Origin of the sequence: Methylorubrum aminovorans (assembly GCF_022179725.1) — a bacterium.
Taxonomy (GTDB): domain Bacteria; phylum Pseudomonadota; class Alphaproteobacteria; order Rhizobiales; family Beijerinckiaceae; genus Methylobacterium; species Methylobacterium aminovorans.
This window is the reverse complement of record NZ_BPRC01000025.1, coordinates 29,133-50,131: the sequence shown is the minus strand read 5'-3', so window position 1 is coordinate 50,131 and position 20,999 is coordinate 29,133. Positions and strand designations below refer to the sequence as shown.

Sequence of the window (20,999 nt, the reverse complement as noted above, 5' to 3'; positions counted from 1 at the left end):
GCGATATGAACCGAGCGGGCAAGAAGCAGCGCGAGCGGGCTAGGAAGCAGCGTAGGGCCGAGCGCAAGGCGGCAGGCGTGCCGGCGTCCACGACAAGCGTCACAGCGCCTGTGCTGGGCGCTACGGCGGTGAAGATCGACACGACGCTGTCCTGGCACATCGCCCGCACGCTGCCGCGCATGGGCACGAGGGCGCTCAAAGGGCTGGAGGACTTGAAGGTCGACTGGTACCTGCCCCGCACGTCCGAGGTCGTAGTGCGACGCGGACGCCGGGTGGTCCGCTCTACGCCCCTGTTGATGCGCACGGTGTTCATCGGCGTACGGGACGCAGGGCACCTCGCTCAGGCGCGCTCCAAGCCCGGCGTGGCGGAGATCGTCTCGCATCCGGAGCCGGAGGGTGGACCTGAGGGAAACATCGTGTCCCTGGTTATGCGCCCCGCCCGGCTCGATCCGGTCGAACTCCAGCGCCTTGCCGACCGGCTTGCCGAGGCGGAGATCGTTCAGCCTACGGGCATCCGCGTCGGGCACAGCGTGCTGGTCCGCGAAGGACCGTTCGCAAGCTTCCCCGGTGTCGTAGAGGCGATCCTGCCCAACGATCGGGTCAAGGTGGGTGTAAGCCTCTTCGGGCGCATGTCGCCCATAGTCTTGGACATTGCGCAGGTTGCGAGCATCTAGTACAAGATAATAGACGCCGCTTAACTCTCCCTCATGGGATCGATGTGGAGCCGCGACGGAGACGGACAGCACCGCTTCTCCACTTTGTAGGCTGGTCCTTCTGACCGTGCCCTAAAAGGGCACGACTTGCCATCACCTTGGTTGGTCGCTGGCTCAGGTTAGGCCACCGCGAAAGGTTTTAGAACCGAGGCAGTGGCCGTAGCCTCTCACCATACGGATGCAGTGGATCGTTCTTTCGCCTGCTCGACGTGACCTACTGCATCCGCGTAGGTTGAAGCATGCGCTCCCCTCTGCTCCTCTCGGCTATCCTCACATCTGCCATGGTCATTCCGGCCATCGCGGCTGGACCGGGTTACCGCGCCGAGGGGACATACGAGCGTAAGGGAGCGTACTCGCAGAGTGCCAAGATCATCGTCATCGATGCTCCTGACCAGTTTGCTGCATCGTTCTCGACGGGCATCTCTGGCTGCGGCGGCGGCGTTGGAATGAATGGTCGCGCGCTCACCACATCCGAAATCCTATTTACGAAGAAGGATGAAGGTGGCGGCCTATGTCGCATTACCGTGAAGTTCTCTCCCGACTTTAAGTCGGCGAAGGTATCAGAGGACGGCTGCCTCTATTGGCATGGTGCCTCATGTGACTTCGAGGGTACGTTGAAGCGCACATCGAAATAACATCTTCGTTTTCCGAGGGCCTCCGCTTCTGAGTGCTCATGGGGTAACCCCCGGCAGGCATGGACAACTCCTCGCTCGGGTCGGCCTGCTTCCCTACGATGGCGGCTTGTGCCCCGAGCGGATCGCCCGCTGTGGGGCTTTTCTCATCCTGCCCACCATTTGGCAGACCGTCCTAGCTCAACGATGAAGGTGCCGACCGTCCCCATCGTGGCGAGGGCGGCGGCCCATCGCTCGAAGGTCCCGAGGCGTACGGGCGGACGGATCGCAACCGGCTTGCCGTCCCAGTAGAGCTCTCCGCTCTTCTCGTGGACACCGAGAAGGCCAACCCCCTCTATGCTGATGGAGCGGACCCCTTCGGGCCAATCCGGGGGCCTGATGGGAGAGAGCGCGATCCGGCGCGTATGCTCCCACTCCCCCTCGTCCGGCTTGCGCCGATACCAGTCACCCCTTCGTTCGTCGCTCATCTCATCTCCGAATTGCGTTGGCGGTCACACCACGGGCCCGCCCGAACCCCGGGGGACCCTGGCGCCCCCAAACCTATACGGGTGGTCGGGGCCCCCAGCTTTCCTAGCGCCAGGGTCGTGGAACCCGGTAACGCGGTGACGGGTAACAGCGCCCATGGCAGAGACGAGCGGCGCAAAATTTCTCAGCCAAGCCGAGTTCGCCCGTCATCGTGGCGTCTCGCGCAAGGCCGTAACCACTTGGAAGCAGAAGGGATTACTCGTCCTCGACGGCGCTGGTCGCGTGGATGTGGAAGCCACCGAGTGGAACCTCGACCAGCGGCCAGCGACCTATCGAGGCGGTGTTACCCATCGGCCCGTGCGGGCGCAGGACGGTAACAACGCCTCCCATGCCGAGGCTGCGCCGAAGCCGGCACCGAAGCCCGCTCCCGAGCCACAGCCGCGCCCGGCGCCTCTCGATGGCGACGGCGGCCAGGAAGACGCCTTCGACCCCGACGACCCGAACCTGCCGACCGCGATCGCTGTCCGGCGCAAGGAGAACTGGCTCGGCCTCCACCGGAAGCAGATCGTCGAGCGGGACGGCAGCAAGCTCGTTGATCGGCCCGCGGCCGAGGCAGCGTTCTTCGAGGAAGGCCGGGCGCTTCGTGATGCCTGGCTAGCGTGGCCAGCCCGGGTCGCGATCGAGATGGCCGACGAGCTGAAGATCGAACCGAGGCAGCTGACGCCGGTCCTGACCGCCTATGTCAAAAAGCACCTCACCGAACTCGGTGAGCCCTCCGCCGGCGAGTTCGGCTGACACTGCGAGCCTGCGCAGCGCGTGGCGACGCGGGCTGACCCCGCCTCCGGATCTCGACGTGGTGCAGTGGGCGGAGCGGTATCGCCGGCTGAGCAAGGAGAGTTCGAACGGAGGCCGGTTCATCGCCTCGCGTGTCGAGGTGGCGCGCGGGCCCATGTTGTGGGCGACCGAGCCGGGCGTCAGCAAGATCACGCTGATGGCCTGCACGCAGCTGCTCAAGACGACCTGCATCGAGAACATCGCGGGCCGCTTCATTCACGTCGAGCCGTGCCCGATCCTCGGCGTGTTCCCGAAGGACGACGCGGCTGAGACCTTCTCGAAGGACCGGCTCGCGCCGATGATCCGCGACACGCGGGTGCTGCGAGACCTGTTCGGGGACGCCAAGTCACGGGACTCGGGCGCCACCCTGACACACAAACAGTTTCCCGGCGGCCACATCACCCTCGTGGGCGCCAACAGCCCGACGAACCTCGCCATGCGGCCGATCCGGCTGCTGGTCTGCGACGAGATCGACAAGTACCCGCTCTCGGCCGGCGGCGAGGGCTCACCGATCGATCTCGCCGAGGAGCGGCAGGCCGAGTTCAAGGCCAACAGCCTGACGGTGGTGGCCTGCTCTCCAACGATTGCCGGCCGCTCGGCGATCGAAGCGAGCTACGACGAGAGCGACCAGCGCAAACCCTACGTCTGCTGCCCGCACTGCGCGGCCTGGCAGTCGATGGAGTGGGAGCAGGTCCGCTTCGACAAGGATGAGGGTGGCAAGATCGTCACCGCGTCCGCCCGGTACGAATGCGTCAGCTGCGAGCAGCCGTGGACCGAGGCGCAGCGCCTCGTCGCGCTCCGCAAGATCGAATGGCGGCAGACGGCCTCGTTCACCTGCTGCGGCGAGAACCAAGTGCCCGAGCAGTGGGCGCCAGAGGCATACGGCGTGCGGCGGGCCCTCTGCCGGTCGTGCGGCTGTGAGGCTGTCCCGAACGACCATGCGGGCGGGCAGGCCTCCAAGCTCTACGCGCCGAAGCAAACCATCAAGGAGACGGTCGCGAAGTTCGCGCGGGCGCTGCGACGGGGGCCGGAGGCGTTGCGGACCTTCTTCAACACGCAGCTGGCCCGGACGTGGAAAGAGGGCGCCGACGCCCCTGAGTGGCAGGACGTCTACGCCAGGCGCGACGACTACCTCGCCGGCACGGTCCCGGCCGGCACGCTGATCCTGTTCGCGGGCGCGGACGTGCAGAAGGACCGCATCGAGGTCACGGTCTGGGGCTTCGGCCGCAACCGCGAGCGCTGGCTGATCGAGCACCGAGTGCTGACGGGCGACACGAGCCGGTCCGAAGTCTGGACCGAGCTCGAGGCGATGTTCAGCGAGACCTGGGAGCACGCCAGCGGCTCCGAGATGATGGTGCGGGACTGGGGCATCGACTCCAGCGCCTTCACCGCTGAGGTCTACGCCTTCGTCCGGTCCCAGGCCGGCCGCGGCAACGTCCACGCGATCGACGGCCAGGACAGCTACTCGGGCGCCTTCCTCGGTCTCGGCAACAAGGACTCGACGGCCAAGGGTAAGAAGCTCCGGCGCGGCCTGAAAACGGTCCGGGTGGGCGCTTCGTTCGCCAAGCAGGAGCTGATGGGCTGTCTGGGCCTACAGCGCCCCTCGGGCGACGCGCCGTTCCCGGCCGGCTTCGTCCACCTGCCGCGGGACATCCCCGAGGACGGTGTCCGGCAGCTGACCGCCGAGGAATTGGTGGTGAGCGTCAGCCGCGGCCGTACGCGGCGCGAATGGGTGCCGATCGGCGGGCGCCGCAACGAGTGGCTCGACTGCGCGAACTACGCCCGCGGCCTCGCGGCCATGCGCGGCTGGGACCGCTGGCGCGAGACCCACTGGCGCGGCCTCGAGGATGCTCTCGGCATCCAGCGGACGACGATTGCACCGGCGGCTGAGATCGCGACCCCGGCCGTAGCCGCGGGCTCGCTCGCTGACCGCAACCTGAAACGCATGGCCCCGCGCAGCCGGGTCCGCAGCCGGACGAGGTAGAGCATGGCGGACGATCCTGCCCGCGATCTCGCGCGGCTGCGCACCCAAGCCTCGAAGCTTCGCGACGCCATGGCCTCCGGCATCCTCACGGTCGAGGGCGCCGACGGCACCGGCCGCGTGACGTACCGGAGCTATGCCGAGATGCGCCTCGCACTCGGCGACCTCAATCAGCAGATCAACGCCCTCGACGCGCAGGTAGGCGGTGGCATCCCCCGCCGCCGCACGCGGCAGGTCGTGATGACGGGCCGCAGCGGGTGGTAGGCGTGAGCGGCTACGGCACGGGCTACCGCGATGTCAGCGTCACCCTGAAGGGCAGCAGCGCCCCGGTTCCGCTCGCGATGGGCCTGTCGGGCGAGGGCAGCGGCGCCCTAGCGGAGGCCGGCCCCTACGACATCGCCGGCGGTGTCGGGCGCCGCTCGCGCTCGTGGCGTGTCGGCAGCTGGGGGCCGAACGCCGCCATCACCTACGCGCTCGACGAGCTGCGCCGGAAGTCGCGCGATCAGGCCCGCAAGAACCCCTATGCCGGCGCGGCGGTCGACAAGCTCGTCTCGAACATCATCGGCACCGGCATCACCCCGCGCTCCATCGCCAAGCGCCCGACCGACGGCCTGTCCCCCGAAGAGGCGAAGCGGATCAAGAAGGAGGACGCGGCGTTCCGAGCCGAGATCCAGCGCCTGTTCCTTGCCTGGACCGACGAGGCGGACTCGGTCGGCGCCCACGATTTCTACGGCCTGCAGGCCATTGCCGTCCGCGGCATGATCGAGGGTGGCGAGACCTTCGTCCGCCTGCGCACCCGGCGCGCCTCCGACGGCCTGACGGTGCCGCTCCAGCTTCAAGCGATCGAGGGCGACCACTGCCCCCATCTCAAGACCGATCCCACGAACCGGATCCGGCAGGGCATCCAGTACGACGCGATCGGCCGGCGCACTGGGTATCACCTCTACCGGGAGCACCCCGGCGACGGCGCTTTCAACGCGGACAGCTTCGACACGACGCTCGTCCCGGCGGCGGACGTCTGCCACCTCTATCGGGCGATGCGGCCCGGACAGGACCGCGGGGAACCCTGGCTCGCCCGGGCGCTGCGCACCCTCTACGACCTCGACGGCTATCTCGACGCCGAACTGGTCCGGAAGAAGAACGCTGCCCGCTTCGTCGGCTTCATCAAGCGCGTCCTCGAAGACGGGGCTGACGGCGCGATCGGCGGCGGACCGCTCGGGACCGATGCCCCGGATGACGACGGCGCGGCGCCGCTGGATCTTGAGCCCGGCACCCTGCAGGTGCTGGCCGACAACGAGGATGTCACCTTCGCCGAGCCGCCGGACAGCGGGCCGAACTTCGACGCCTACCTGCGCACCGCGCTCCGCGGCGTCGCGGTGGCCGCGGGCCTGCTCTACGAGGAGCTGAGCGGCGACTACGGTCAGCTGAACGACCGGACCCTGCGCGCAGCGCTGAACTCGTTCCGGCGCTCGGTGGAGATGTGGCAGCATCACCTCGTCGTCTATCAGCTGTGCCGGCCTGTCTGGCGCCGCTGGGTCGACCTCGCCCTGCTTTCCGGGGCGCTGAAGCTGCCCGAGGGCATGCGCCGCGAGGATGTCTACGCGGTGAACTGGATCCCGCAGGCGTGGCCGTACATCCACCCCGTGCAGGACGTCGAGAGCAAGACGAAGGAGATCCAGGCGGGCCTGTCCTCGCGCAGCCGGAAGGTCGCCGAGGGCGGCTACGACGCCGAGGAGATCGACGCCGAGAACGCGGCCGACAACGCCCGGGCCGACGAGTTGGGCCTTGCCTACACCAGCGACGGACGCAGCGCTGTCGAAGCGCCGGCCGCCGCCGAGCCCCCCGAGGACGGCCCGCTCGGCGCCCCCACCGAGGAGCAACCATGACGCGCGCCCTGCACGCCCTCACGGCCGAGCCCTGGGCGATCCGGCCCGACTACCTCCACCACCTCGCCAGCCTCGCCACGATCGACCGGATCGAGCGCGCGGAGCGGCGGGCGGCCGAGGGCGAGGCGTGGGTCCGTCAGGATCTGCAAGCGACCGTCGGCGGCCCCGTCCGGCGTCTCGATGGTGCACGCTATGCCGTCACCACCGCCGACGGCGTCGCCATTGTGCCGATCACCGGCCCGATCTTCCCCCGCGCCAACCTGATGACGGAGATGTCCGGCAGCGTGTCGGCGACGATGGTGGCGAATGACTTGCGGCTCGCCCAGGCCAACCCAGACGTCGGCGCCATCATGCTGCTGGTGGACTCGCCTGGCGGTTCGCCTACCGGCATGAACGCGCTGGCCGATCAGATTTACGCCATGCGGGGCCGCAAGCGCGTACTCGCCCACGTCTCGGGTGCCGCCGCTTCGGCTGCCTACTGGCTCGCGACCGCCGCCTCCGAGCTGGTGGTCGAGAAAACCGGCATGGTGGGATCGATCGGCGTTGTTGCCGCGATCTCGAAGCAGGTCGAGCCCGACGCCTCCGGCAGCCTCAGCATCGAGATCGTCTCGTCGAGCGCCCCGAACAAGCGGCCCGATCCGCAGAGCGATGACGGTGCGGCCGAGATCCGAGCCATCCTCGACGGCATCGAGGCGCAGTTCATCGCCGACGTGGCCCGTGGCCGCGGCACCACGGTCGCCAAGGTGAAGAGCGACTTCGGCGCGGGCGGCATGAAGATTGGCGCCGCCGCGGTGGCTGCCGGCATGGCCGACCGCGTCCAAACCTACGAGCGCAGCCTTTCAGAACTGGCCCGCACCGCCTCGACCGAGCGCCGAGCGCGGGCCGCGCGGGGCTGACCCCGCGAAAGCATCCACGGCCGACGAGCCGGGATCCTGGCGCACCAGCGCCTTGTCCACCAACCCGAAGGAAGACGTCATGCCTGGCGATCTCGCTGGCCTTCGTCGCGATCGCGCGAAGGCATCCACCCGCATGTCCGAAATTGCTGCCGCCGCGCGCGGCCGGTCTATGACGGACGACGAATTTCGTGACTTCGAGGCTGCGGCCGGTGAGGTGACGCGCCTCGACGGCGAGATCTCCGCCGCCGAGGGCAAGCAGACCGTCGAGGCGAGCACCACCGTCACCCGCGCCGACGCAGCCGAGATCGCGCGCCTGTGCGCCACCGGCGGCGTGCCGAACATGGCCGCCACGCTGCTCGCCGAGGGCGTCGGCGTCGAGGACGCCAAGAAGCGCATCGCGGCGGCGGGCGAGGCCAAGAACCTCGTCGCGCTTGCCCGACGCAAGGACCCGAGCATCCCCGAGGATCTGGCCGCCACCATGCTCGCCGAGGGTAAGGGCGTCGAGGACATCCGCACGGCGCTCTTCGACAAGCTCGTGGCCGCCGAGGAGCAGACCGCGATCGCGTCCCACCCGCCCGCCGCCGTCGGCAACGCCGGCGCCACCGCAGCCAAGGCCAGCATGGAGCGTGAGCTCGCGCGGGCCAACCTCAAGAAGGACGCCTGACCATGGCTCTGCTCGAAACCGCCATCGTCGCCTCGGACTGGCTCAAGTTCGAGGAGGACGCTTACGCCTCGCGCGACACCGCGATCATTGCCACCGGCTCGGGCAAACTCGTGTCCGGCACCGTGCTCGCGAAGGTCACCGCCTCCGGCAAGTACGTGCCCGCCGCGGCCACCGGATCCGACGGCTCGCAGACGGCCGCCGCCATCCTCGCCTTCGCGGTCGACGCCACCAGCGCCGACGCGAAGGCGGTCGTCATCTCGCGGCGCGCCACCGTGAGCCACGCCGGCCTCACCTACGGGGCCTCCATCAACGATGCGACGAAGCGCGCGGCGGCCAACGGCCAGCTCGCCGCAGCGGGCATCATCGTCCGTCAGGGAGCCTGATCGATGCCCGAAATCATCGACATCTTTAACCAGGAGGCCTTCAGCGCCTCCTCGCTCACCGGCACCATTACCATGGTGCCCAACAGCTACGGCCGCATCAACGAGCTCGGCATCTTCCGTCCCGAGCCCATCGCGACCACGACCGTCACCGTCATCATCGAAGACGGTGTGCTCAACCTGCTGCCGACCCGTCCGCGCGGCGGTCCTGCCTCGCTCGGCACCCGCGGCCGCCAGCGGCCGAAGGGCTTCGTCGTGCCGCACATCCCGCACGAGGACAGCGTGCTTGCGACCGACGTCCAGAACATGCTGGCGCTGACCCCGCAGGGTTCGGCCGGCCTGGAGACGGTGCTCGGCTTCGTGAACCGCAAGCTGATCACCATGCGGCGCAAGCACGCCATCACCCTGGAAAACCTCCGCATGGGGGCGCTCAAGGGCGTGGTGCGCGACTACGACGGCTCGGTGCTGGTGAACTACTTCACCGAGTTCGGCGTGACCGAGAAGGTGGTCGACTTCGCGCTCGGCACCGCCGGCACCAACGTGCTCGGCAAGTGCCAGGAGGTGTCCGGGTACATGGAGGACAGCCTCCTCGGCGAGACCATGACCGGCGTGCACGCGCTCTGCTCGCCCGAGTGGTTCGCCAAGTTCACCTCCCACGCCAACGTGAAGGAGGCGTTCAAGTACTACCAGTCGGGGCCGCAGATCCTGCGCGAGGACGTCCGCAAGGGCTTCACCTTCGGCGGCATCACCTTCGAGGAATATCGCGGCGCCGCCTCCTACCTGCAGGAGGACGGCACCCGCACCGCGCCGGAGCGCTTCATTCCGGCCGGCGACGTGCGGTTCATCCCGCTCGGCACCTCGGACACCTTCGTGAACTACTGGTCGCCGCCCGACTTCTGGTCGGCCGTCAACCAGGCGCCCGACATCGGCAACGCCGAGGTGTTCGTGGCCCCGCTCGAGCCGAAGAAGTTCGGCAAGGGCATGGACATCCACACCGAGTCGAACCCGCTCCCGCTGGTGAAGCGGCCGGGCCTGCTGGTGCGCGGCACCACCTCGAACTGATCGAGGCACCGATGCGACCTCGTCTGTCCCTCACCGCCGCCAACTCGCCTGTCACCGGGCGGGTCCGGCTGCTCGTGATCGACGAGGTCGACCCCTACCCGGCCGAGGATGCGGCCGACCCGATCCATCTGGCCCGCCGGGCCAAGCAAGCGAGGAGCAGCGCCATGCGACTGCGCGAGAAGGGTAAGAAGAACGGCGAGCCCGTCAGCATGGGTTGGGACGAGGCGCAGGCCGCGCTCCGGGCCGGAACGCACGAGGTGGCGGATGAGGCCGGCTCGGGCTCGGAGAAGCCGAGCGAGGGCGAGCAGGGCGACGACCTCGACGCCAAGACCAAGCCCGAACTGGAAGCGCTCGCCAAGGAGCGAGGCCTCGATGTCTCGGCGGCCAGGACGAAGGCCGACCTGATCGAGGCGCTGCGCAAGGCGTGAACGCCTTCACCATCATGGTCGACGCCCAGTTCGAGGATCCGAACCTCGGGCTGGATGCGATCTGGCGCGCGGGCAGTGCCGAGACCGGCCTGCCCGTGCGCATCCGTCGGCGCTCGCCCGAGGCAATCATCGGCGCGGCCGGCAACCAGTTCGACCTCGACGCCATGCTGATCGACGTGCGCCTGTCCGAAGTGGCGGAGCCGGCCGAGGGCGATCAGATCGACCTGCTGGACGAGGATAACGCGGTCACCGAGACGGTGCAGGTCATCGGTCTGGCCCGGATCGACGCTCGACGGCTGGTGCGCACCTGCGAGGTGGCGCCCGTGCTGCCGGACGAGCCCGAGGACGAGGAGCCGTGAGGTTCAGCGCCACCGTCGCCGACCCGCGGGCGGCGCTGCAGGGCACGGAAAAGCAGATCGCGCGCTCGGTCACCGCCGGCATGCGCGAGATCACCGAGGGCCTGAAGGAGGATCTGCGCAGCGACGTGCGCGAGTCCGGCCTCGGCCAACGCCTCGCCAATACCTGGCGCGGCCAAACATTCCCGCGGACGGGCGAGAGCGCGGAGGCGGCGGCCTACGTCTCGAGCAACGCCCCGAAGCTCATCGACGCCTTCGACCGCGGCGTCACCATCACCGCGCAGGGGCGCAAGTACCTCGCGATCCCGACCCCGGATGCGGGCGTGCGCCAGATCTCCCGGCGCCGCTCCAAGGGCTCGACCGGCAACACGCTGTCGCCCGCTTCCTGGGAGCGCGAGACCGGCGTGAAGCTGCGGTTCGTCCCGAGCAAGTCGGGCGGCGTGCTTGTGGCCGATGCCTTCTACCGGCGGCAGGCGGCGCGCTACCAGGGCCGCAAGTCCTTCCGCGCGATCAAGGAGGCCGGGCCCGACAAGGGCCGCTCCTTCGTCGTGATCTTCGTGCTCGTGAAGCAGGTGAAGCTGCGCAAGCGGCTGGACATCGCCACGACCGCCAAGCGCTGGGCCGACCGCGTGCCCGGCGCCATCGCTGCCAACTGGGAAGCCTAGACAGGGGGAGCCGCGATGCTGCGCCTTGTGTCCGCCGTCCTTGCTCTCGTCCTAAGCCTCTCTGCCGTCTCGGCCGAGACGCCGCCCAGCGTCGCGCCGGGCGTGCCGTCGGGCTCCGGCACGCAGCCCGTCGCCGTCTACGGCCCCGATGGGCGGATCGTCGCGTTTCCCGACCCGTCCGGCATCGTCGTCACCACGATGCCGTTTCGGCGGCTGCATTCGACGCCGATCCGGCTGAAAGCGCTCAGTACGACCCCGAAGGTGTTTCCGATCAGCCGCCCGGCCGACGCCACGACCTACCGGGTGGTGGTGCCCTGCAACGTCAACATCCGCCTGCTCGGCGCGAAGACGGCCGACGAAGTGCTGACCGACGACAACGGCGTGCTCTACCTCGCCGGCACCGACGTCACGATGGGCACGAGCAAGCCCGACTTCATCATCGCCAAGACGACGGCGGCGCCAGACGGCGACTGCACCCCCGAGATGCACTACGGCATGGGAGGCGGCTGATGCGCGCGCTCCTTCGCCTCGCGCTCTGTCTTGCGCTCGCGGCTCCCGTCGTCGTTGAGGCGCGCCCTGTCGGCTACGGCATGCGGACCATGCAAGGGCCGTCCGGTCCGCAGGGTGAACCCGGCCCGGTTGGCCCGGTTGGTCCTCAGGGACCGGAGGGGCCGCAGGGCGATGTTGGACCGGCCGGACAGCAAGGGCAGCCAGGAGATCGCGGCCCTGAGGGGCCGGTTGGTGCGACTGGCGATCGCGGATTACGAGGATCGACGGGACCTACGGGCCCGGCAGGACCTGTCGGTCCTACCGGCCCTGCTGGCACGAACGGCGTGGCTGGTCCGGCGGGTCCTCAGGGACTTCAAGGTCCGAAGGGTGATGCGGGCGCTGACGGCGCTCGGGGACCCGCTGGCGCCACCGGAGCTAACGGCCCTGCCGGACCGCGAGGAGAAGCTGGACCCACCGGGCCCATCGGCGCAACGGGTGCGTCGGGGGCAATAGGGCCGAGGGGCGACATAGGTGCCGCAGGCCCGACCGGGGCGCAGGGCGCTGCAGGACCCGCTGGCGCCCCGAAGCGCGTAGAGCGCTACACGGCGAACGCGAACGCACAGGGCGTCGTCACCTATTCCTGGCCGGCCTGCTCGACCCCAGCCGATGTCGATGTGATCCCGGGCTGGATCGGCGACACCATCATCATCGGCGGCGTCACCTCGCAGACCCTTTCGGGCGCGACCGTGCTGGCGAAGCGCTCGCGCGGAACGTTGGCGCTCTCGTCAGGCCCGTTCGAGACCGCGACGCCGAACCTCACGATGGCGACCATTCCCGTCACCGTCCGCGTCATCTGCAACTGAGCGAGCGCCCATGCCGAGTAAGCGCGAGCAGGTGATCGAGGCTGTGGCAGCCCTGGTAAAAGCGGCGCTCCCGAAGGCCACCCACTATCGCAATGAGGTCAAGCAGCGGGCCATCGAGGCCAACGGCTACGTCAATGTCGATGACGGCGACCCGGGCGAGCCCGAGGTGACGCTGAACCCGACGACGTGGATCTACGAGCACGAGCTGCCGGTCGAGGTCGCCGCGAACGCCTATGGCACCAAGACCGCCGAGGCCCGCCTCGACGCCATGCTGCAGGCGATCGGCACCGCCGTCGCGGCCGACAGGACCCTCGGCGGCCTCTGCGACTACCTGCAGGTCAGCGCCGCCGCCACCGAGCCCCTGACCGCCGAGGGCGCCAAGGTCTCCCGCCTCGCCGTCGTCGGCATCACCGCCGTCTACGGCACCACCGATCCCCTGAACTGACACCGGCCCCAGGAGAGACCTATGGCTAGAGCCCGCGGCGCGAACGCCATCATGGCGGCTGCCTTCGAGACCACCTACGGCACCCCGCCCAGCACCGGATACCGGAAGCTGCCCTTCGTCTCGTCGAACCTCGGCGAGGAGCAGGGACTGATCGCCTCCGATCTCCTCGGCTACGGCCGCGAGGCGCTGCCGCCCTCGCGCGACGTCATCAATAATGATGGTGACGTGGTCGTGCCGATCGACCTGCGCAACTTCGGCAACTGGCTGAAGCTGTTCATGGGGCAGCCGGTCACCACCGCCATCACCGACGGGCAGCAGCATGTCTTCTCCTCGGGCGCCACCAACCTGCCGTCCATGACGGTCGAGGTCGGCCTGCCGGAGGTGCCGAGCTACGGCCAGAACTTCGGCGTCCGTGGCAACACGCTTCGGGTGCAGATGCAGCGCTCGGGTCTGCTGACCGCGACGCTCGGCCTGATCGCGCAGGGCGAGAACAAGCTCGCCAACTCTGGCGCCGGCACGCCGGCCGAGGCATCGATCGAGCGGTTCTCGCCGTTCCAGGGTGCTGTCACCCGCGCGGGTGTGGCGCTGGCCTCCGTCACCGCGGCTGACTTCACCTACTCGAACGGGCTGGAGAAGGTCGAAACCATCCGCCCGGACGGTCGGATCGAGGACGCCGACCCCGGCATGGTGATGATGTCGGGCTCCATCACGACCCGCTTCCGCGACACAACCCTGCTCGACCAGGCGACCGCCGGCGAGCCGGTCGCGCTCACCTTCGGCTGGGTCACCGATGCGGGTCGCTCGCTCGTGTTTGAGGTGCCGGCCGTCTACCTGCCGCGCGCCAAGACCCCAGTGACCGGCCCAAACGGCGTGCAGGCCACCTTCAACTGGCAGGCGGCCAAGGACAGCGTGTCCGGCAAGACCGTCATCGCCACCCTGCGCAACAACGTCACCACCTACTGAGGCGGCCAACCGATGCTGAAGCTCTCCACTGCCTCGCAGGAGCCGTTCTGGCTCGATCTGATCCCCGGCGTGCGCGTGCGTGTTCGGCCGATCACCGTCGCGTCCATGCTCGTCGCCCGCGAGGCAGTCGGCAGGGTCTATCGTGACGAGGATCAGACCGACGTCGCCACTCGCGCCGGCATGGCGCTGGTGCACGAACTGGCCCGACGCGGCATCGTGGAGTGGGAGGGCGTTGGCACCGCCGACGGCGAGCCCGCGCCGGTCACCGCCGAGACCATCAACGCGCTGCTCGACCACTGGCCCGCCTACGACGCGCTCGATGCCCTCTACGTCACCCCGGCCTTGCGGCGGGACGAGGAAAAAAACGGATCCTCGAACTCGCCCGATGGCACTTCGGCGGAGGATCCGAATACTGCGAGGCCTGCAGCGTAGCCTGCCCTGAGTGCCCCTACGCCGTCCATGCGACGGAGACGGACGAAGGCACCGTGGCTTGGGCGGTCATCCGCCGCTGCGGCGGGCAGGTCCGGGCCGCCTTCGCCGGCCCCTACGCCCTGGATTTCGGGGCGATCCTCATGATGGCGGATGCGATGGGCGCCGAGACCGCCCTGCTTGCCGATGCTCTGCCATCGGTCGAGCCCATCATCGTGAAGGCCTACCGGGAGAACGCTGACGATGGCGACTAGCATCGCGATCCGCCTCGGCGTCGAGGGCGGCGCCGAACTGAAGCGCGTCCTCGACGACGCTGGCAGCGCCGGGCAGGCCGCCTTCCAGAAGGTGGGCGCGGCAGCCGACCAGGCTGCCGCAGCCACCGACCGGCAGACGGCCAAATGGCAGCGCCTCGCCCAGGCCGCACGCGAGGCGGAGGCCCAGGCGCGAGCGCAGGCGAACGTCAACGCCCTGCTCGGCGTCGGTGCCGGCGCGGTCGGTTCGGCGCGCGACTCGGCGTCCGTCTTCGAGGCCGAGCTTGCGCGTCAGGATCAAATCCGGGCTGCGCGGCAGGAGCAGGCAGCGCGTTCGGCGCAGGCCAACGTCAACACGCTGCTCGGCGTTCGCGACGCGCAGGTCGGTGCCGCTCGCGCCTCCGCGGCAGCCTTCGAAGAGGCCTACCGCGCCGAGACGGACGCACTGCGGCGGACCGCCGAGGCCCGGACCACAATCGTTCGCAACACGGTGTCGGGCTGGCGCGATCTCGGCAGTGCCGGCGCTGCCGCCCTCGCCAACATTGAGGCCAGCCGGCGCCTGGGCTCGCTCGGCAACGTGCCAGAAGCGGCCAACCAGAACCGCCGCCTGCGCCCCGACGAGATCACCAATTTGACCTACCAGGGCGGCGACGTCGTCGCTCAGCTCGGCTCCGGCTCGCCGCTCAGCATGATTGCCCTGCAGCAGGGACCGCAGATCGCGCAGGTGTTCGCCGGCCCCGGCGGCGCGAGCGTCAAGGGCGCCTTCGGACAGGCGGGTGAGGCTGTGGCCGGGTTCGTCAGCCGCATTGGCCTCGTCGGCGGCGCGATCGGCGGCGTCACGGCGGCTGTCGTCGCCGGCATCGCGGCTGCTGTCTCCTATCGCAGCTCGCAGCAGGAGACGGAGAAGGCACTTGCCGGCGTGGGCCGCACCTCGGGCGTCACCCTCAGCCAGATCAATGACCTCGCAGACGCGCAGGTGCGGGCCGGCAACTTCAGCCGCCGCGGCGCGCGCGAGATCGCAACGGTCTACGCCGGCAGCGGTCGCGTCGGCCCGGAAATCATGGGGGATGCGGTCGGCGCCACGCGGGATTTTTCCCGCTTCCTCGGCGTCGATGCGACCGAGGGGGCGGCGCAACTCGCGGCCTCGCTCGGCGATGTGTCGAAGGGTGTCGACGACCTCGGCCAGCGCTACGGCATCCTGAACGAGGCGCAGGCGGAAAACATCCGTCGGCTCGACGCGCAGGGCAATCGGCTCGGCGCTCAGCGGGCGCTGCTGGACGCCGTCCGGGCTAGCACCCGCGGCGTGGCGGAGGAAACCCGCGGCTGGGCCCTGGTCACGCAGACCATCGGTACAGCGTGGGATCGCCTCGGACAGACGCTGGACCGGTTCGCCACCGGCGGCGACCTGCAGACGCGCATTGCGGATCTGCGGCGCGTGCTGGCTGAGGGGCCGCAGCAGCAGACCGGCATCCTCGGCCTGCTCGGTGTGGGTGCGCAGCGCCCCGCTATTCAGGCCGAGCTCGATCGGCTGCTCGAGCGCCAGCGCCTCGGACAGGAGCAGACCGAGCGCGCGCAGGCCGCGCAGCGCTCGTATCAGATCGGCGCTGTGCTCCGGTCGCTCTCGCCGGATCAGGAGGAGTTGAAGCGCTTCACGGATCAAGGCGTCCTGCTGCGCAAGGCCATCACCGAGCCGATGCGGTTCGGTTTGCGTCCCGAGCAGGTCGAGGAGGCCAAGCGCGGGTTCAGCGATATCAGTACGGTCGTCCGCAACCTCGTCGAGGACATGGACCGCTTCGGCAGCCGCGCGACCGCGGCGCTCAACCGGACCGCCGAGTTCAATTCGCGCATAGTCGGCGCTACCGGCTTCGGTCGCTCGGCAGCAGAGGTCAACAAGACCTTCGACGATCAGCTGCGGGAGGCGAAGGAGGCGGATCGCGCCGGGATTGAGCGGGCCCGCCAGATCGAACTCAGCAATCTGACGCGCTCGCAGACGCTGGAGCAGGTTCAGCGCGGCGGAGCCTTCGCCCGCGCGCCGTCTGAGATCCAGCAGTTGGTGCTCGCGGCGTCGCAGCGGTTCCCGACCGTGCCGCCGGAGATCCTGGCGGCGATCGGCGAGAAAGAAAACGGCTTCCGCCTCTCGGGGCCGACGAACATCAAGGATCGGTTCGGCAACCCCGCCTCGACGGCATGGGGCTACGGCCAGATCACCGTCGGTGCCGAAGAAGACATCCGCAAGCTGATCCCTGGCTTCGACCGCAAGGACCCGAACCAGGCGGTGATGGGCGCTGCGGCCTACCTCAGCTTGCGCCAGCAGTGGGCAGGCGGAGACCTGACCAAGGCGCTCAACGGCTACGGGACCGGGCCGGGCTACAGCGTCGACATCATGCGCCGGGCCGGGCAACTCGGCGACGCCTCGTCGCTAGGCGTGGCCCGCGACCTCGACGCCCAGACCCAGGCTGTCGAGCGCAGCCAGGATGCGCTCCGCCGCAACACCGAGCTCTACGGCCGGAACGGCGCGCAACTGGAGGCCTCGACCCGCGCGGCCGACCTCTATCAAGACATGCTCGCCCGCGGTGTCCCGCCGAGCGAGGCCCTGCGCAAGAGCCTGGAAGGCTTCGCCCTCTCTGCGGAGCAGGCGTCGCGCGCGACCCGCCTCGTGCAGTTCGTCCGCGACGACGAGTTCTCCCGTGAGCAGCTGGGGCGCGACCGCATCGACCAGCAGGCCTATGCGGTGGCACGTGCCCGGTTCGGCGATACGACCTCTGCCGAGGCCCGCGCCTCCATCGGCCGGACCCGCGAAACGCTGGAGATGTCCGAGACCAAAGCCATCTTCTCGGACGGCGTCACCTCCTTCGTCACCGATCTGCGCCGCGGCGGGGATGCGGCCACAGCCCTGTCGAACGCCTTCGGCAATGCGGCCGACCGGCTGATCGCCAAGGTGATGGACAGCGCGATCTCATCGGCCTTCAGCGCGGCGGGCGGAGGCTCGGGTGGTGGAGGCTTTCTCTCCGGCCTGTTCGGCGGCGGGGGCGGAGACTCGCCAACGGGAGGCGTTCGGCTCTTCGATGTCGGCGGCTTTACGGGCCATGGTGCCCGCTACGACGTGGCTGGCGTTGTGCACCGGGGCGAGTACGTGTTCGATGCCGCCTCAACCAACCGGATCGGCGTGCATGTGCTTGAGGGACTGCGCCGCGGCGGGCCCGGCTACGCCGATGGCGGCTACGTAGGGCCGCAGCGGGAGGCGTTCACCTCGCCAGCTTCCAGCGAGTCACGGCGGGCGACGGCGCCTGCCGCGAACGGCAACGAGGCGCCCATCATCATCAACACGACTGGCCAGCCGTCGCAGACGCAGCGCGTGCAGAGCCCCCGTGGGCCGCGCGACGCCATCGTGATCGGTAAGACGATCGCGGGTGCCATCGCGAGCGATCCGGACGTGCGGGATGCTCTGTCACGGGCCTGGGGCCTGAAGCGCGTGGGGCGTTGATCGATGCCCGCCTCTTGGCCCGCCAACCTGTCCTTCTTCGTCGCTCGCCAGGCGTATGCCGTTCAAGCGCTCGGGCAGGCGCCGATGGCCTCGCCGATGCAGTCGGGCAAGATCCGCCAGCGCCCGCAGTACACGTTGCGCATCTCGCGCCTCGGCTACGGCTGGATCTTCGACCCGGCCGAGCTGGCGGTGTTCCGCTCGTTCGTCGCCAACACCATCGGCGATGGTGCTGCCGAGTTCGTCATGCCTATCTGGAGCGAGCCGGCGGGCGATTATCTGAACCGCACGGTGATGATCCGCGAGGGCGCGGGCGGCATCAGCGAGCGCAAGCTCGGGTTCGACCGTACGCTCGTCTCCTGCGTGCTCGACGTTCGGAACCTCTGACGCGCTAGTGCCGCTTCAAGCCGTCCCCTTCGACGTCGGGCAGATCGAGGCCGAGCTTCTTTCCGATCGATTGCAGCGCATTCTTGACGTGCGCATGGGCCATTTGTTGGATGATCGGCCGCGCAAGGTCAGCATCATCACCCTTCACATGATCGGCAGACCAAATGGCGGCTGATCCCATGAGGAAGAAAGCTTTCTGACGCTGTTCAGCGGGCAGGTTGTTCAACATTTGCCCCATGACGTTGGTTAGGACCTGGGCCATGTGGTGCGTGCTCCGCTCCGCCACTTCGAAGTTACGGCGATTGCTGTGCTGTCCGATCGGCCGTGCCATCTCAAACCCCGAAACCACTGCCACGGGTGACAAAACACCCTCTAACGACTTTGAGGCGAAACTGGATGCCGATTGCGTCTACGCAGGCTTGGACCGAGGCTGCCGCGACCGTGGACGTGTCGCAGCGGATGCTCGTCACCCTCGAACTGCTGCACTCCAGCTTCATCGAGAACGGCCAGCCATCACCGATCCGGGCCGTGATGAACACCGAGGACGTGACCTTCCACCTCGACGAGGGCGCGCCGCTGAACGCGGGCCAGCGCGTGCTGTTCAAGGCAGTGCCCTTTGGCATCGAGTACCCACGCATCGGCAAGCTCGGGGTCGAGGCGCCGATCTGGATCGACAACGTGAACCGCGAGGTGGCCCGCTACCTCGAACCGGCGACGAAGCTGAACGAGAGCGTGGTGGTGATCTTCCGCGGCTACCTTGCCAGCGATCCGGACACGGTCGGGCACGGACCCTTCCGGCTCCTCCTGCGCAGCGTGAAGCGCAAGCGCGCTCGCCTCGACGGCACGCTCACCATGGCGGATCCGACGAAGCTGCGGGTGATGCGCGAGATCTATGACAGCCAGCGCTTCCCGGCGCTGATGGTGGCCGCCGGCGCATAGCCTCGACCCGCCGCTCGAACTCGCCGCGGCCCGGCGCTGGCGGCTGACGTACCTGATCCCTGCGTGAGGAGAGAGACGATGGTTGAGACTGCCAGAGTCCTTGTCGAGATGACAGCGCGCTCGTGCGGGGATCGGCCGGAGATGGGCAGCCCATGGTCCGTCCTGTGGCGCTTGCCCTCAGGACAGCGTGAAGCTGAATTGCCTAGCCGGGAAATCCATCATCAAGACACCCAGATCGAGGAACGTGCAGCCCAGGATCAGGTCAAAATTCCTGACACTTGACCGTAGCGATGCACCTGCAACCTCTATTTCTATCATTCTGCCAATGTCGGGAAAGAGTAGATGGCACTTGTGCATCGATACTTCTTCTGGCCCCGTAATCGTGCTTATCAGCTTTGTTCCGACGAGTGGGCAGCCGTGCTTAGCAATGAGAGCACGATCGGCGACTGACATCGCGGCGCCCGTGTCAACCAGCCCGTCGAGCTGCGTATAATCTCTCACCCATCTCTCTGGAGAATTTGGATCCCGAGGCTGGCCGAACAGTGGGTCGTACATAAAGGCCGTTCGGATAAGTGGCGCCCCGTCAAGGCAGTCGCCAGTATCAACTCCCTGCTCATTAATGAACCGGATGGGCAGGGCATTAGGCATTCGGTTCCCCGTCGGACTGGTTGGCGCCTCCGATGGTGAACGGGCCGGGCGAGCCGCACAAGGCTCCCCGGCCCGCCCGCCTCTTCACAGCGAGATGTCACATGAACCGTCGATCCGTTCTGCGGTGGCTGGGCCTTGCGCCGGTAGCCGCCCCTGCTGCTGTGGCCGCTGCGAGCGCGCCGGCCATGCCGCCCATCGATTACTCTGGGCTCGCCGCTGATGTCCGCGGTCGGCTGGACCAGGCCTTCCGCTTCGACGCCGAGAGCGGGACGCTATCGGTGCCATCCCTGCAGGTCGAGCATCCGGCACTGCCGGAGGGATCGATGACGCTGAGAGTGAGCGCGGACAATGCGTTGGCCCGCCGCATCAATAGCGTGATCGCGCGCGTCGGCTGATGGACCGCATCGCCTTCCTCTCGGACCTGATCGGCCGGCCCTACCGGATCGGTGCGACGGGCCCGGATTGCTTCGACTGCTACGGCCTTGCCCGGCACGTTCAGGCGGCGCTCTACGACGTTCCGATGCCGGAACTGCCCTTCGTCGCGGCGACGACTCGGCAGCAGGCCGAGGCGATGCTGAACCATGCCGAGCGGCAGAACTGGCGGGAGATCCCCGAGCACGAGGCGCGCGACGGCGACCTCGTGCTGATGGGGAACGTGTCGAAGCGGGACTTCCACCTCGGCACCTACGTCGTGCCGGGAACGGCCGGCGTGGTGCTGCACATCGACGAGGCCAACGGCGTGGTGGCCGACGACCTGCCGTCGCTGCGCGCGATCGGCTTCCACTATCTCCGGTGCTTCAGGCGGGCCGGCAGCCAATCCGCATGAAGTAGTGGCGCACAGGGCCCATCGCGTTGGAGCCCATGTCGATCACGTCCTCTTTGACGATCCGCCCGCCGGGGCACTGCTTGGCGGCATAGCTCAGGGTCATGGCGTCCCGCTCTGCCTTGTTGTCCGGATTGAAGCCGATGTCTCGGCCGCTCTTGATGGCCACCGTGTAGTCATACCCAGAGGCGGAAGCGGGCTCGATCGAGAGCGCCCCGCCGTTGGCCAGCATGTTCTGGTACCCGCCGCGATCCGAGCAGCCTCCGATTGCCGCAGCCGCCAGCACGCACATCGCCACACGCGAAATCATAGGGCCCCC

General features: G+C 68.6%; 29 protein-coding genes. 25 read left to right on the top strand and 4 right to left on the bottom strand.

The genetic code is table 11. The features are described 5' to 3' along the window. Window positions 1-5 precede the first annotated feature (5 nt). Window positions 6-674, top strand: a complete 669-nt coding sequence (locus tag MFF24_RS22760; RefSeq protein ID WP_238228127.1) for a transcription termination/antitermination NusG family protein — start codon at window positions 6-8, stop codon at window positions 672-674. Between the two features lie 278 nt (window positions 675-952). After that, a complete protein-coding gene (locus tag MFF24_RS22755) occupies window positions 953-1,348 on the top strand; it encodes a hypothetical protein (protein ID WP_238228125.1) in 396 nt (131 codons plus the stop codon). Between the two features lie 143 nt (window positions 1,349-1,491). On the opposite strand, the gene MFF24_RS22750 is transcribed toward MFF24_RS22755, so the two are convergent. Then, a complete protein-coding gene (locus tag MFF24_RS22750; RefSeq protein WP_238228123.1) occupies window positions 1,492-1,812 on the bottom strand; it encodes a hypothetical protein in 321 nt (106 codons plus the stop codon). A 154-nt stretch (window positions 1,813-1,966) separates the two neighbouring features. Here MFF24_RS22750 and MFF24_RS22745 point away from each other — a divergent pair, with 154 nt between their 5' ends. The 20 genes from MFF24_RS22745 to MFF24_RS22650 all read left to right on the top strand — a co-directional run bounded on the left by MFF24_RS22745 (window position 1,967) and on the right by MFF24_RS22650 (window position 18,270). Continuing rightward, window positions 1,967-2,605: a hypothetical protein gene (locus MFF24_RS22745; RefSeq protein ID WP_238228121.1), complete on the top strand. Its 639-nt coding sequence runs from the start codon at window positions 1,967-1,969 to the stop codon at window positions 2,603-2,605. Then, a complete protein-coding gene (locus tag MFF24_RS22740) occupies window positions 2,577-4,628 on the top strand; it encodes a phage terminase large subunit family protein (RefSeq protein WP_238228119.1) in 2,052 nt (683 codons plus the stop codon). The genes MFF24_RS22745 and MFF24_RS22740 overlap by 29 nt, the downstream gene beginning before the upstream one ends. Before the next feature lie 3 nt (window positions 4,629-4,631). Further along, window positions 4,632-4,889, top strand: a complete 258-nt coding sequence (locus tag MFF24_RS22735) for a phage head-tail joining protein (RefSeq protein WP_238228117.1) — start codon at window positions 4,632-4,634, stop codon at window positions 4,887-4,889. 77 nt (window positions 4,890-4,966) lie between these two features. Then, window positions 4,967-6,511 carry a phage portal protein gene (locus tag MFF24_RS22730; RefSeq protein WP_238228165.1) on the top strand — a complete coding sequence of 515 codons (1,545 nt, stop codon included), beginning with the start codon at window positions 4,967-4,969 and terminating at the stop codon, window positions 6,509-6,511. Next, a complete protein-coding gene (locus MFF24_RS22725) occupies window positions 6,508-7,407 on the top strand; it encodes a S49 family peptidase (protein WP_238228108.1) in 900 nt (299 codons plus the stop codon). The genes MFF24_RS22730 and MFF24_RS22725 overlap by 4 nt, the downstream gene beginning before the upstream one ends. A 169-nt stretch (window positions 7,408-7,576) precedes the next feature. Continuing rightward, entirely contained in the window at window positions 7,577-8,071 is a 495-nt protein-coding gene (locus tag MFF24_RS22720) for a hypothetical protein (protein ID WP_238228106.1), read from the top strand. Between the two features lie 2 nt (window positions 8,072-8,073). Further along, window positions 8,074-8,454 (top strand): head decoration protein, encoded by a 381-nt coding sequence (locus tag MFF24_RS22715; RefSeq protein WP_238228104.1) that lies wholly within the window; start codon window positions 8,074-8,076, stop codon window positions 8,452-8,454. A gap of 3 nt (window positions 8,455-8,457) precedes the next feature. Further along, a complete protein-coding gene (locus MFF24_RS22710; protein WP_238228103.1) occupies window positions 8,458-9,513 on the top strand; it encodes a major capsid protein in 1,056 nt (351 codons plus the stop codon). Window positions 9,514-9,524: 11 nt separating this feature from the next. Next, on the top strand, window positions 9,525-9,941 hold the full coding sequence (locus tag MFF24_RS22705) for a Rho termination factor N-terminal domain-containing protein (protein WP_238228101.1): 417 nt from the start codon (window positions 9,525-9,527) through the stop codon (window positions 9,939-9,941). Next, window positions 9,938-10,300, top strand: coding sequence for a head-tail joining protein (locus MFF24_RS22700; protein WP_238228099.1), 363 nt, complete (start codon window positions 9,938-9,940; stop codon window positions 10,298-10,300). Before MFF24_RS22705 ends, MFF24_RS22700 begins: the two co-directional genes overlap by 4 nt. Then, on the top strand, window positions 10,297-10,962 hold the full coding sequence (locus MFF24_RS22695; protein ID WP_238228090.1) for a DUF6441 family protein: 666 nt from the start codon (window positions 10,297-10,299) through the stop codon (window positions 10,960-10,962). The genes MFF24_RS22700 and MFF24_RS22695 overlap by 4 nt, the downstream gene beginning before the upstream one ends. Window positions 10,963-10,977: 15 nt before the next feature. After that, the gene (locus MFF24_RS22690) at window positions 10,978-11,472 is read left to right on the top strand and encodes a hypothetical protein (protein ID WP_238228082.1); all 495 of its coding nucleotides are present in this window, start codon (window positions 10,978-10,980) and stop codon (window positions 11,470-11,472) included. A gap of 171 nt (window positions 11,473-11,643) precedes the next feature. Next, window positions 11,644-11,964 carry a hypothetical protein gene (locus MFF24_RS22685; RefSeq protein ID WP_283214541.1) on the top strand — a complete coding sequence of 107 codons (321 nt, stop codon included), beginning with the start codon at window positions 11,644-11,646 and terminating at the stop codon, window positions 11,962-11,964. A gap of 161 nt (window positions 11,965-12,125) precedes the next feature. Next, window positions 12,126-12,314 (top strand): hypothetical protein, encoded by a 189-nt coding sequence (locus MFF24_RS22680; RefSeq protein ID WP_238228174.1) that lies wholly within the window; start codon window positions 12,126-12,128, stop codon window positions 12,312-12,314. A 10-nt stretch (window positions 12,315-12,324) separates the two neighbouring features. Next, complete coding sequence (locus MFF24_RS22675) at window positions 12,325-12,759, top strand: hypothetical protein (RefSeq protein WP_238228079.1); 435 nt, start codon at window positions 12,325-12,327, stop codon at window positions 12,757-12,759. A gap of 21 nt (window positions 12,760-12,780) precedes the next feature. Further along, window positions 12,781-13,722, top strand: coding sequence for a phage tail tube protein (locus tag MFF24_RS22670; RefSeq protein ID WP_238228077.1), 942 nt, complete (start codon window positions 12,781-12,783; stop codon window positions 13,720-13,722). A 12-nt stretch (window positions 13,723-13,734) separates the two neighbouring features. Then, window positions 13,735-14,154, top strand: coding sequence for a hypothetical protein (locus MFF24_RS22665; RefSeq protein ID WP_238228076.1), 420 nt, complete (start codon window positions 13,735-13,737; stop codon window positions 14,152-14,154). 53 nt (window positions 14,155-14,207) lie between these two features. Then, the gene (locus MFF24_RS22660) at window positions 14,208-14,405 is read left to right on the top strand and encodes a DUF7697 family protein (protein ID WP_238228074.1); all 198 of its coding nucleotides are present in this window, start codon (window positions 14,208-14,210) and stop codon (window positions 14,403-14,405) included. Then, window positions 14,395-17,886 (top strand): phage tail length tape measure family protein, encoded by a 3,492-nt coding sequence (locus MFF24_RS22655; protein WP_238228072.1) that lies wholly within the window; start codon window positions 14,395-14,397, stop codon window positions 17,884-17,886. Before MFF24_RS22660 ends, MFF24_RS22655 begins: the two co-directional genes overlap by 11 nt. A 3-nt stretch (window positions 17,887-17,889) precedes the next feature. Beyond that, the gene (locus MFF24_RS22650) at window positions 17,890-18,270 is read left to right on the top strand and encodes a hypothetical protein (RefSeq protein ID WP_238228062.1); all 381 of its coding nucleotides are present in this window, start codon (window positions 17,890-17,892) and stop codon (window positions 18,268-18,270) included. Between the two features lie 4 nt (window positions 18,271-18,274). Here MFF24_RS22650 and MFF24_RS22645 read toward each other — a convergent pair whose 3' ends face one another. Next, a complete protein-coding gene (locus tag MFF24_RS22645) occupies window positions 18,275-18,532 on the bottom strand; it encodes a hypothetical protein (RefSeq protein ID WP_238228054.1) in 258 nt (85 codons plus the stop codon). Between the two features lie 134 nt (window positions 18,533-18,666). On the opposite strand from MFF24_RS22645, the gene MFF24_RS22640 reads away from it, so the two are divergent. Beyond that, window positions 18,667-19,209 (top strand): DUF1833 family protein, encoded by a 543-nt coding sequence (locus tag MFF24_RS22640; RefSeq protein WP_238228052.1) that lies wholly within the window; start codon window positions 18,667-18,669, stop codon window positions 19,207-19,209. A 177-nt stretch (window positions 19,210-19,386) separates the two neighbouring features. Here the strand turns inward: MFF24_RS22640 and MFF24_RS22635 are convergent, their stop codons facing one another. Further along, window positions 19,387-19,857, bottom strand: coding sequence for a hypothetical protein (locus tag MFF24_RS22635; protein ID WP_238228050.1), 471 nt, complete (start codon window positions 19,855-19,857; stop codon window positions 19,387-19,389). Window positions 19,858-20,042: 185 nt separating this feature from the next. Between MFF24_RS22635 and MFF24_RS22630 the strand changes: the two genes are divergently transcribed. Together MFF24_RS22630 and MFF24_RS22625 are read left to right on the top strand one after the other, a co-directional pair. Further along, window positions 20,043-20,252 (top strand): hypothetical protein, encoded by a 210-nt coding sequence (locus tag MFF24_RS22630; protein WP_238228041.1) that lies wholly within the window; start codon window positions 20,043-20,045, stop codon window positions 20,250-20,252. After that, window positions 20,252-20,683, top strand: coding sequence for an NlpC/P60 family protein (locus tag MFF24_RS22625; protein WP_238228039.1), 432 nt, complete (start codon window positions 20,252-20,254; stop codon window positions 20,681-20,683). Before MFF24_RS22630 ends, MFF24_RS22625 begins: the two co-directional genes overlap by 1 nt. Here the strand turns inward: MFF24_RS22625 and MFF24_RS22620 are convergent. Next, window positions 20,655-20,990, bottom strand: coding sequence for a hypothetical protein (locus MFF24_RS22620; RefSeq protein ID WP_238228037.1), 336 nt, complete (start codon window positions 20,988-20,990; stop codon window positions 20,655-20,657). The two genes, MFF24_RS22625 and MFF24_RS22620, sit on opposite strands and share 29 nt — an antisense overlap. Window positions 20,991-20,999 lie beyond the last annotated feature (9 nt).

Coding starts and splice junctions, on each gene's coding strand:
- MFF24_RS22760 (WP_238228127.1), top strand. CDS start 6: ATGAACCGAGCGGGCAAGAAGCAGCGCGAGCGGGCTAGGAAGCAGCGT.
- MFF24_RS22755 (WP_238228125.1), top strand. CDS start 953: ATGCGCTCCCCTCTGCTCCTCTCGGCTATCCTCACATCTGCCATGGTC.
- MFF24_RS22750 (WP_238228123.1), bottom strand. CDS start 1,812: ATGAGCGACGAACGAAGGGGTGACTGGTATCGGCGCAAGCCGGACGAG.
- MFF24_RS22745 (WP_238228121.1), top strand. CDS start 1,967: ATGGCAGAGACGAGCGGCGCAAAATTTCTCAGCCAAGCCGAGTTCGCC.
- MFF24_RS22735 (WP_238228117.1), top strand. CDS start 4,632: ATGGCGGACGATCCTGCCCGCGATCTCGCGCGGCTGCGCACCCAAGCC.
- MFF24_RS22730 (WP_238228165.1), top strand. CDS start 4,967: ATGGGCCTGTCGGGCGAGGGCAGCGGCGCCCTAGCGGAGGCCGGCCCC.
- MFF24_RS22725 (WP_238228108.1), top strand. CDS start 6,508: ATGACGCGCGCCCTGCACGCCCTCACGGCCGAGCCCTGGGCGATCCGG.
- MFF24_RS22720 (WP_238228106.1), top strand. CDS start 7,577: ATGACGGACGACGAATTTCGTGACTTCGAGGCTGCGGCCGGTGAGGTG.
- MFF24_RS22715 (WP_238228104.1), top strand. CDS start 8,074: ATGGCTCTGCTCGAAACCGCCATCGTCGCCTCGGACTGGCTCAAGTTC.
- MFF24_RS22710 (WP_238228103.1), top strand. CDS start 8,458: ATGCCCGAAATCATCGACATCTTTAACCAGGAGGCCTTCAGCGCCTCC.
- MFF24_RS22705 (WP_238228101.1), top strand. CDS start 9,525: ATGCGACCTCGTCTGTCCCTCACCGCCGCCAACTCGCCTGTCACCGGG.
- MFF24_RS22690 (WP_238228082.1), top strand. CDS start 10,978: ATGCTGCGCCTTGTGTCCGCCGTCCTTGCTCTCGTCCTAAGCCTCTCT.
- MFF24_RS22685 (WP_283214541.1), top strand. CDS start 11,644: ATGTTGGACCGGCCGGACAGCAAGGGCAGCCAGGAGATCGCGGCCCTG.
- MFF24_RS22675 (WP_238228079.1), top strand. CDS start 12,325: ATGCCGAGTAAGCGCGAGCAGGTGATCGAGGCTGTGGCAGCCCTGGTA.
- MFF24_RS22670 (WP_238228077.1), top strand. CDS start 12,781: ATGGCTAGAGCCCGCGGCGCGAACGCCATCATGGCGGCTGCCTTCGAG.
- MFF24_RS22665 (WP_238228076.1), top strand. CDS start 13,735: ATGCTGAAGCTCTCCACTGCCTCGCAGGAGCCGTTCTGGCTCGATCTG.
- MFF24_RS22655 (WP_238228072.1), top strand. CDS start 14,395: ATGGCGACTAGCATCGCGATCCGCCTCGGCGTCGAGGGCGGCGCCGAA.
- MFF24_RS22650 (WP_238228062.1), top strand. CDS start 17,890: ATGCCCGCCTCTTGGCCCGCCAACCTGTCCTTCTTCGTCGCTCGCCAG.
- MFF24_RS22645 (WP_238228054.1), bottom strand. CDS start 18,532: ATGGCCCAGGTCCTAACCAACGTCATGGGGCAAATGTTGAACAACCTG.
- MFF24_RS22640 (WP_238228052.1), top strand. CDS start 18,667: ATGCCGATTGCGTCTACGCAGGCTTGGACCGAGGCTGCCGCGACCGTG.
- MFF24_RS22635 (WP_238228050.1), bottom strand. CDS start 19,857: ATGCCTAATGCCCTGCCCATCCGGTTCATTAATGAGCAGGGAGTTGAT.
- MFF24_RS22630 (WP_238228041.1), top strand. CDS start 20,043: ATGCCGCCCATCGATTACTCTGGGCTCGCCGCTGATGTCCGCGGTCGG.
- MFF24_RS22625 (WP_238228039.1), top strand. CDS start 20,252: ATGGACCGCATCGCCTTCCTCTCGGACCTGATCGGCCGGCCCTACCGG.
- MFF24_RS22620 (WP_238228037.1), bottom strand. CDS start 20,990: ATGATTTCGCGTGTGGCGATGTGCGTGCTGGCGGCTGCGGCAATCGGA.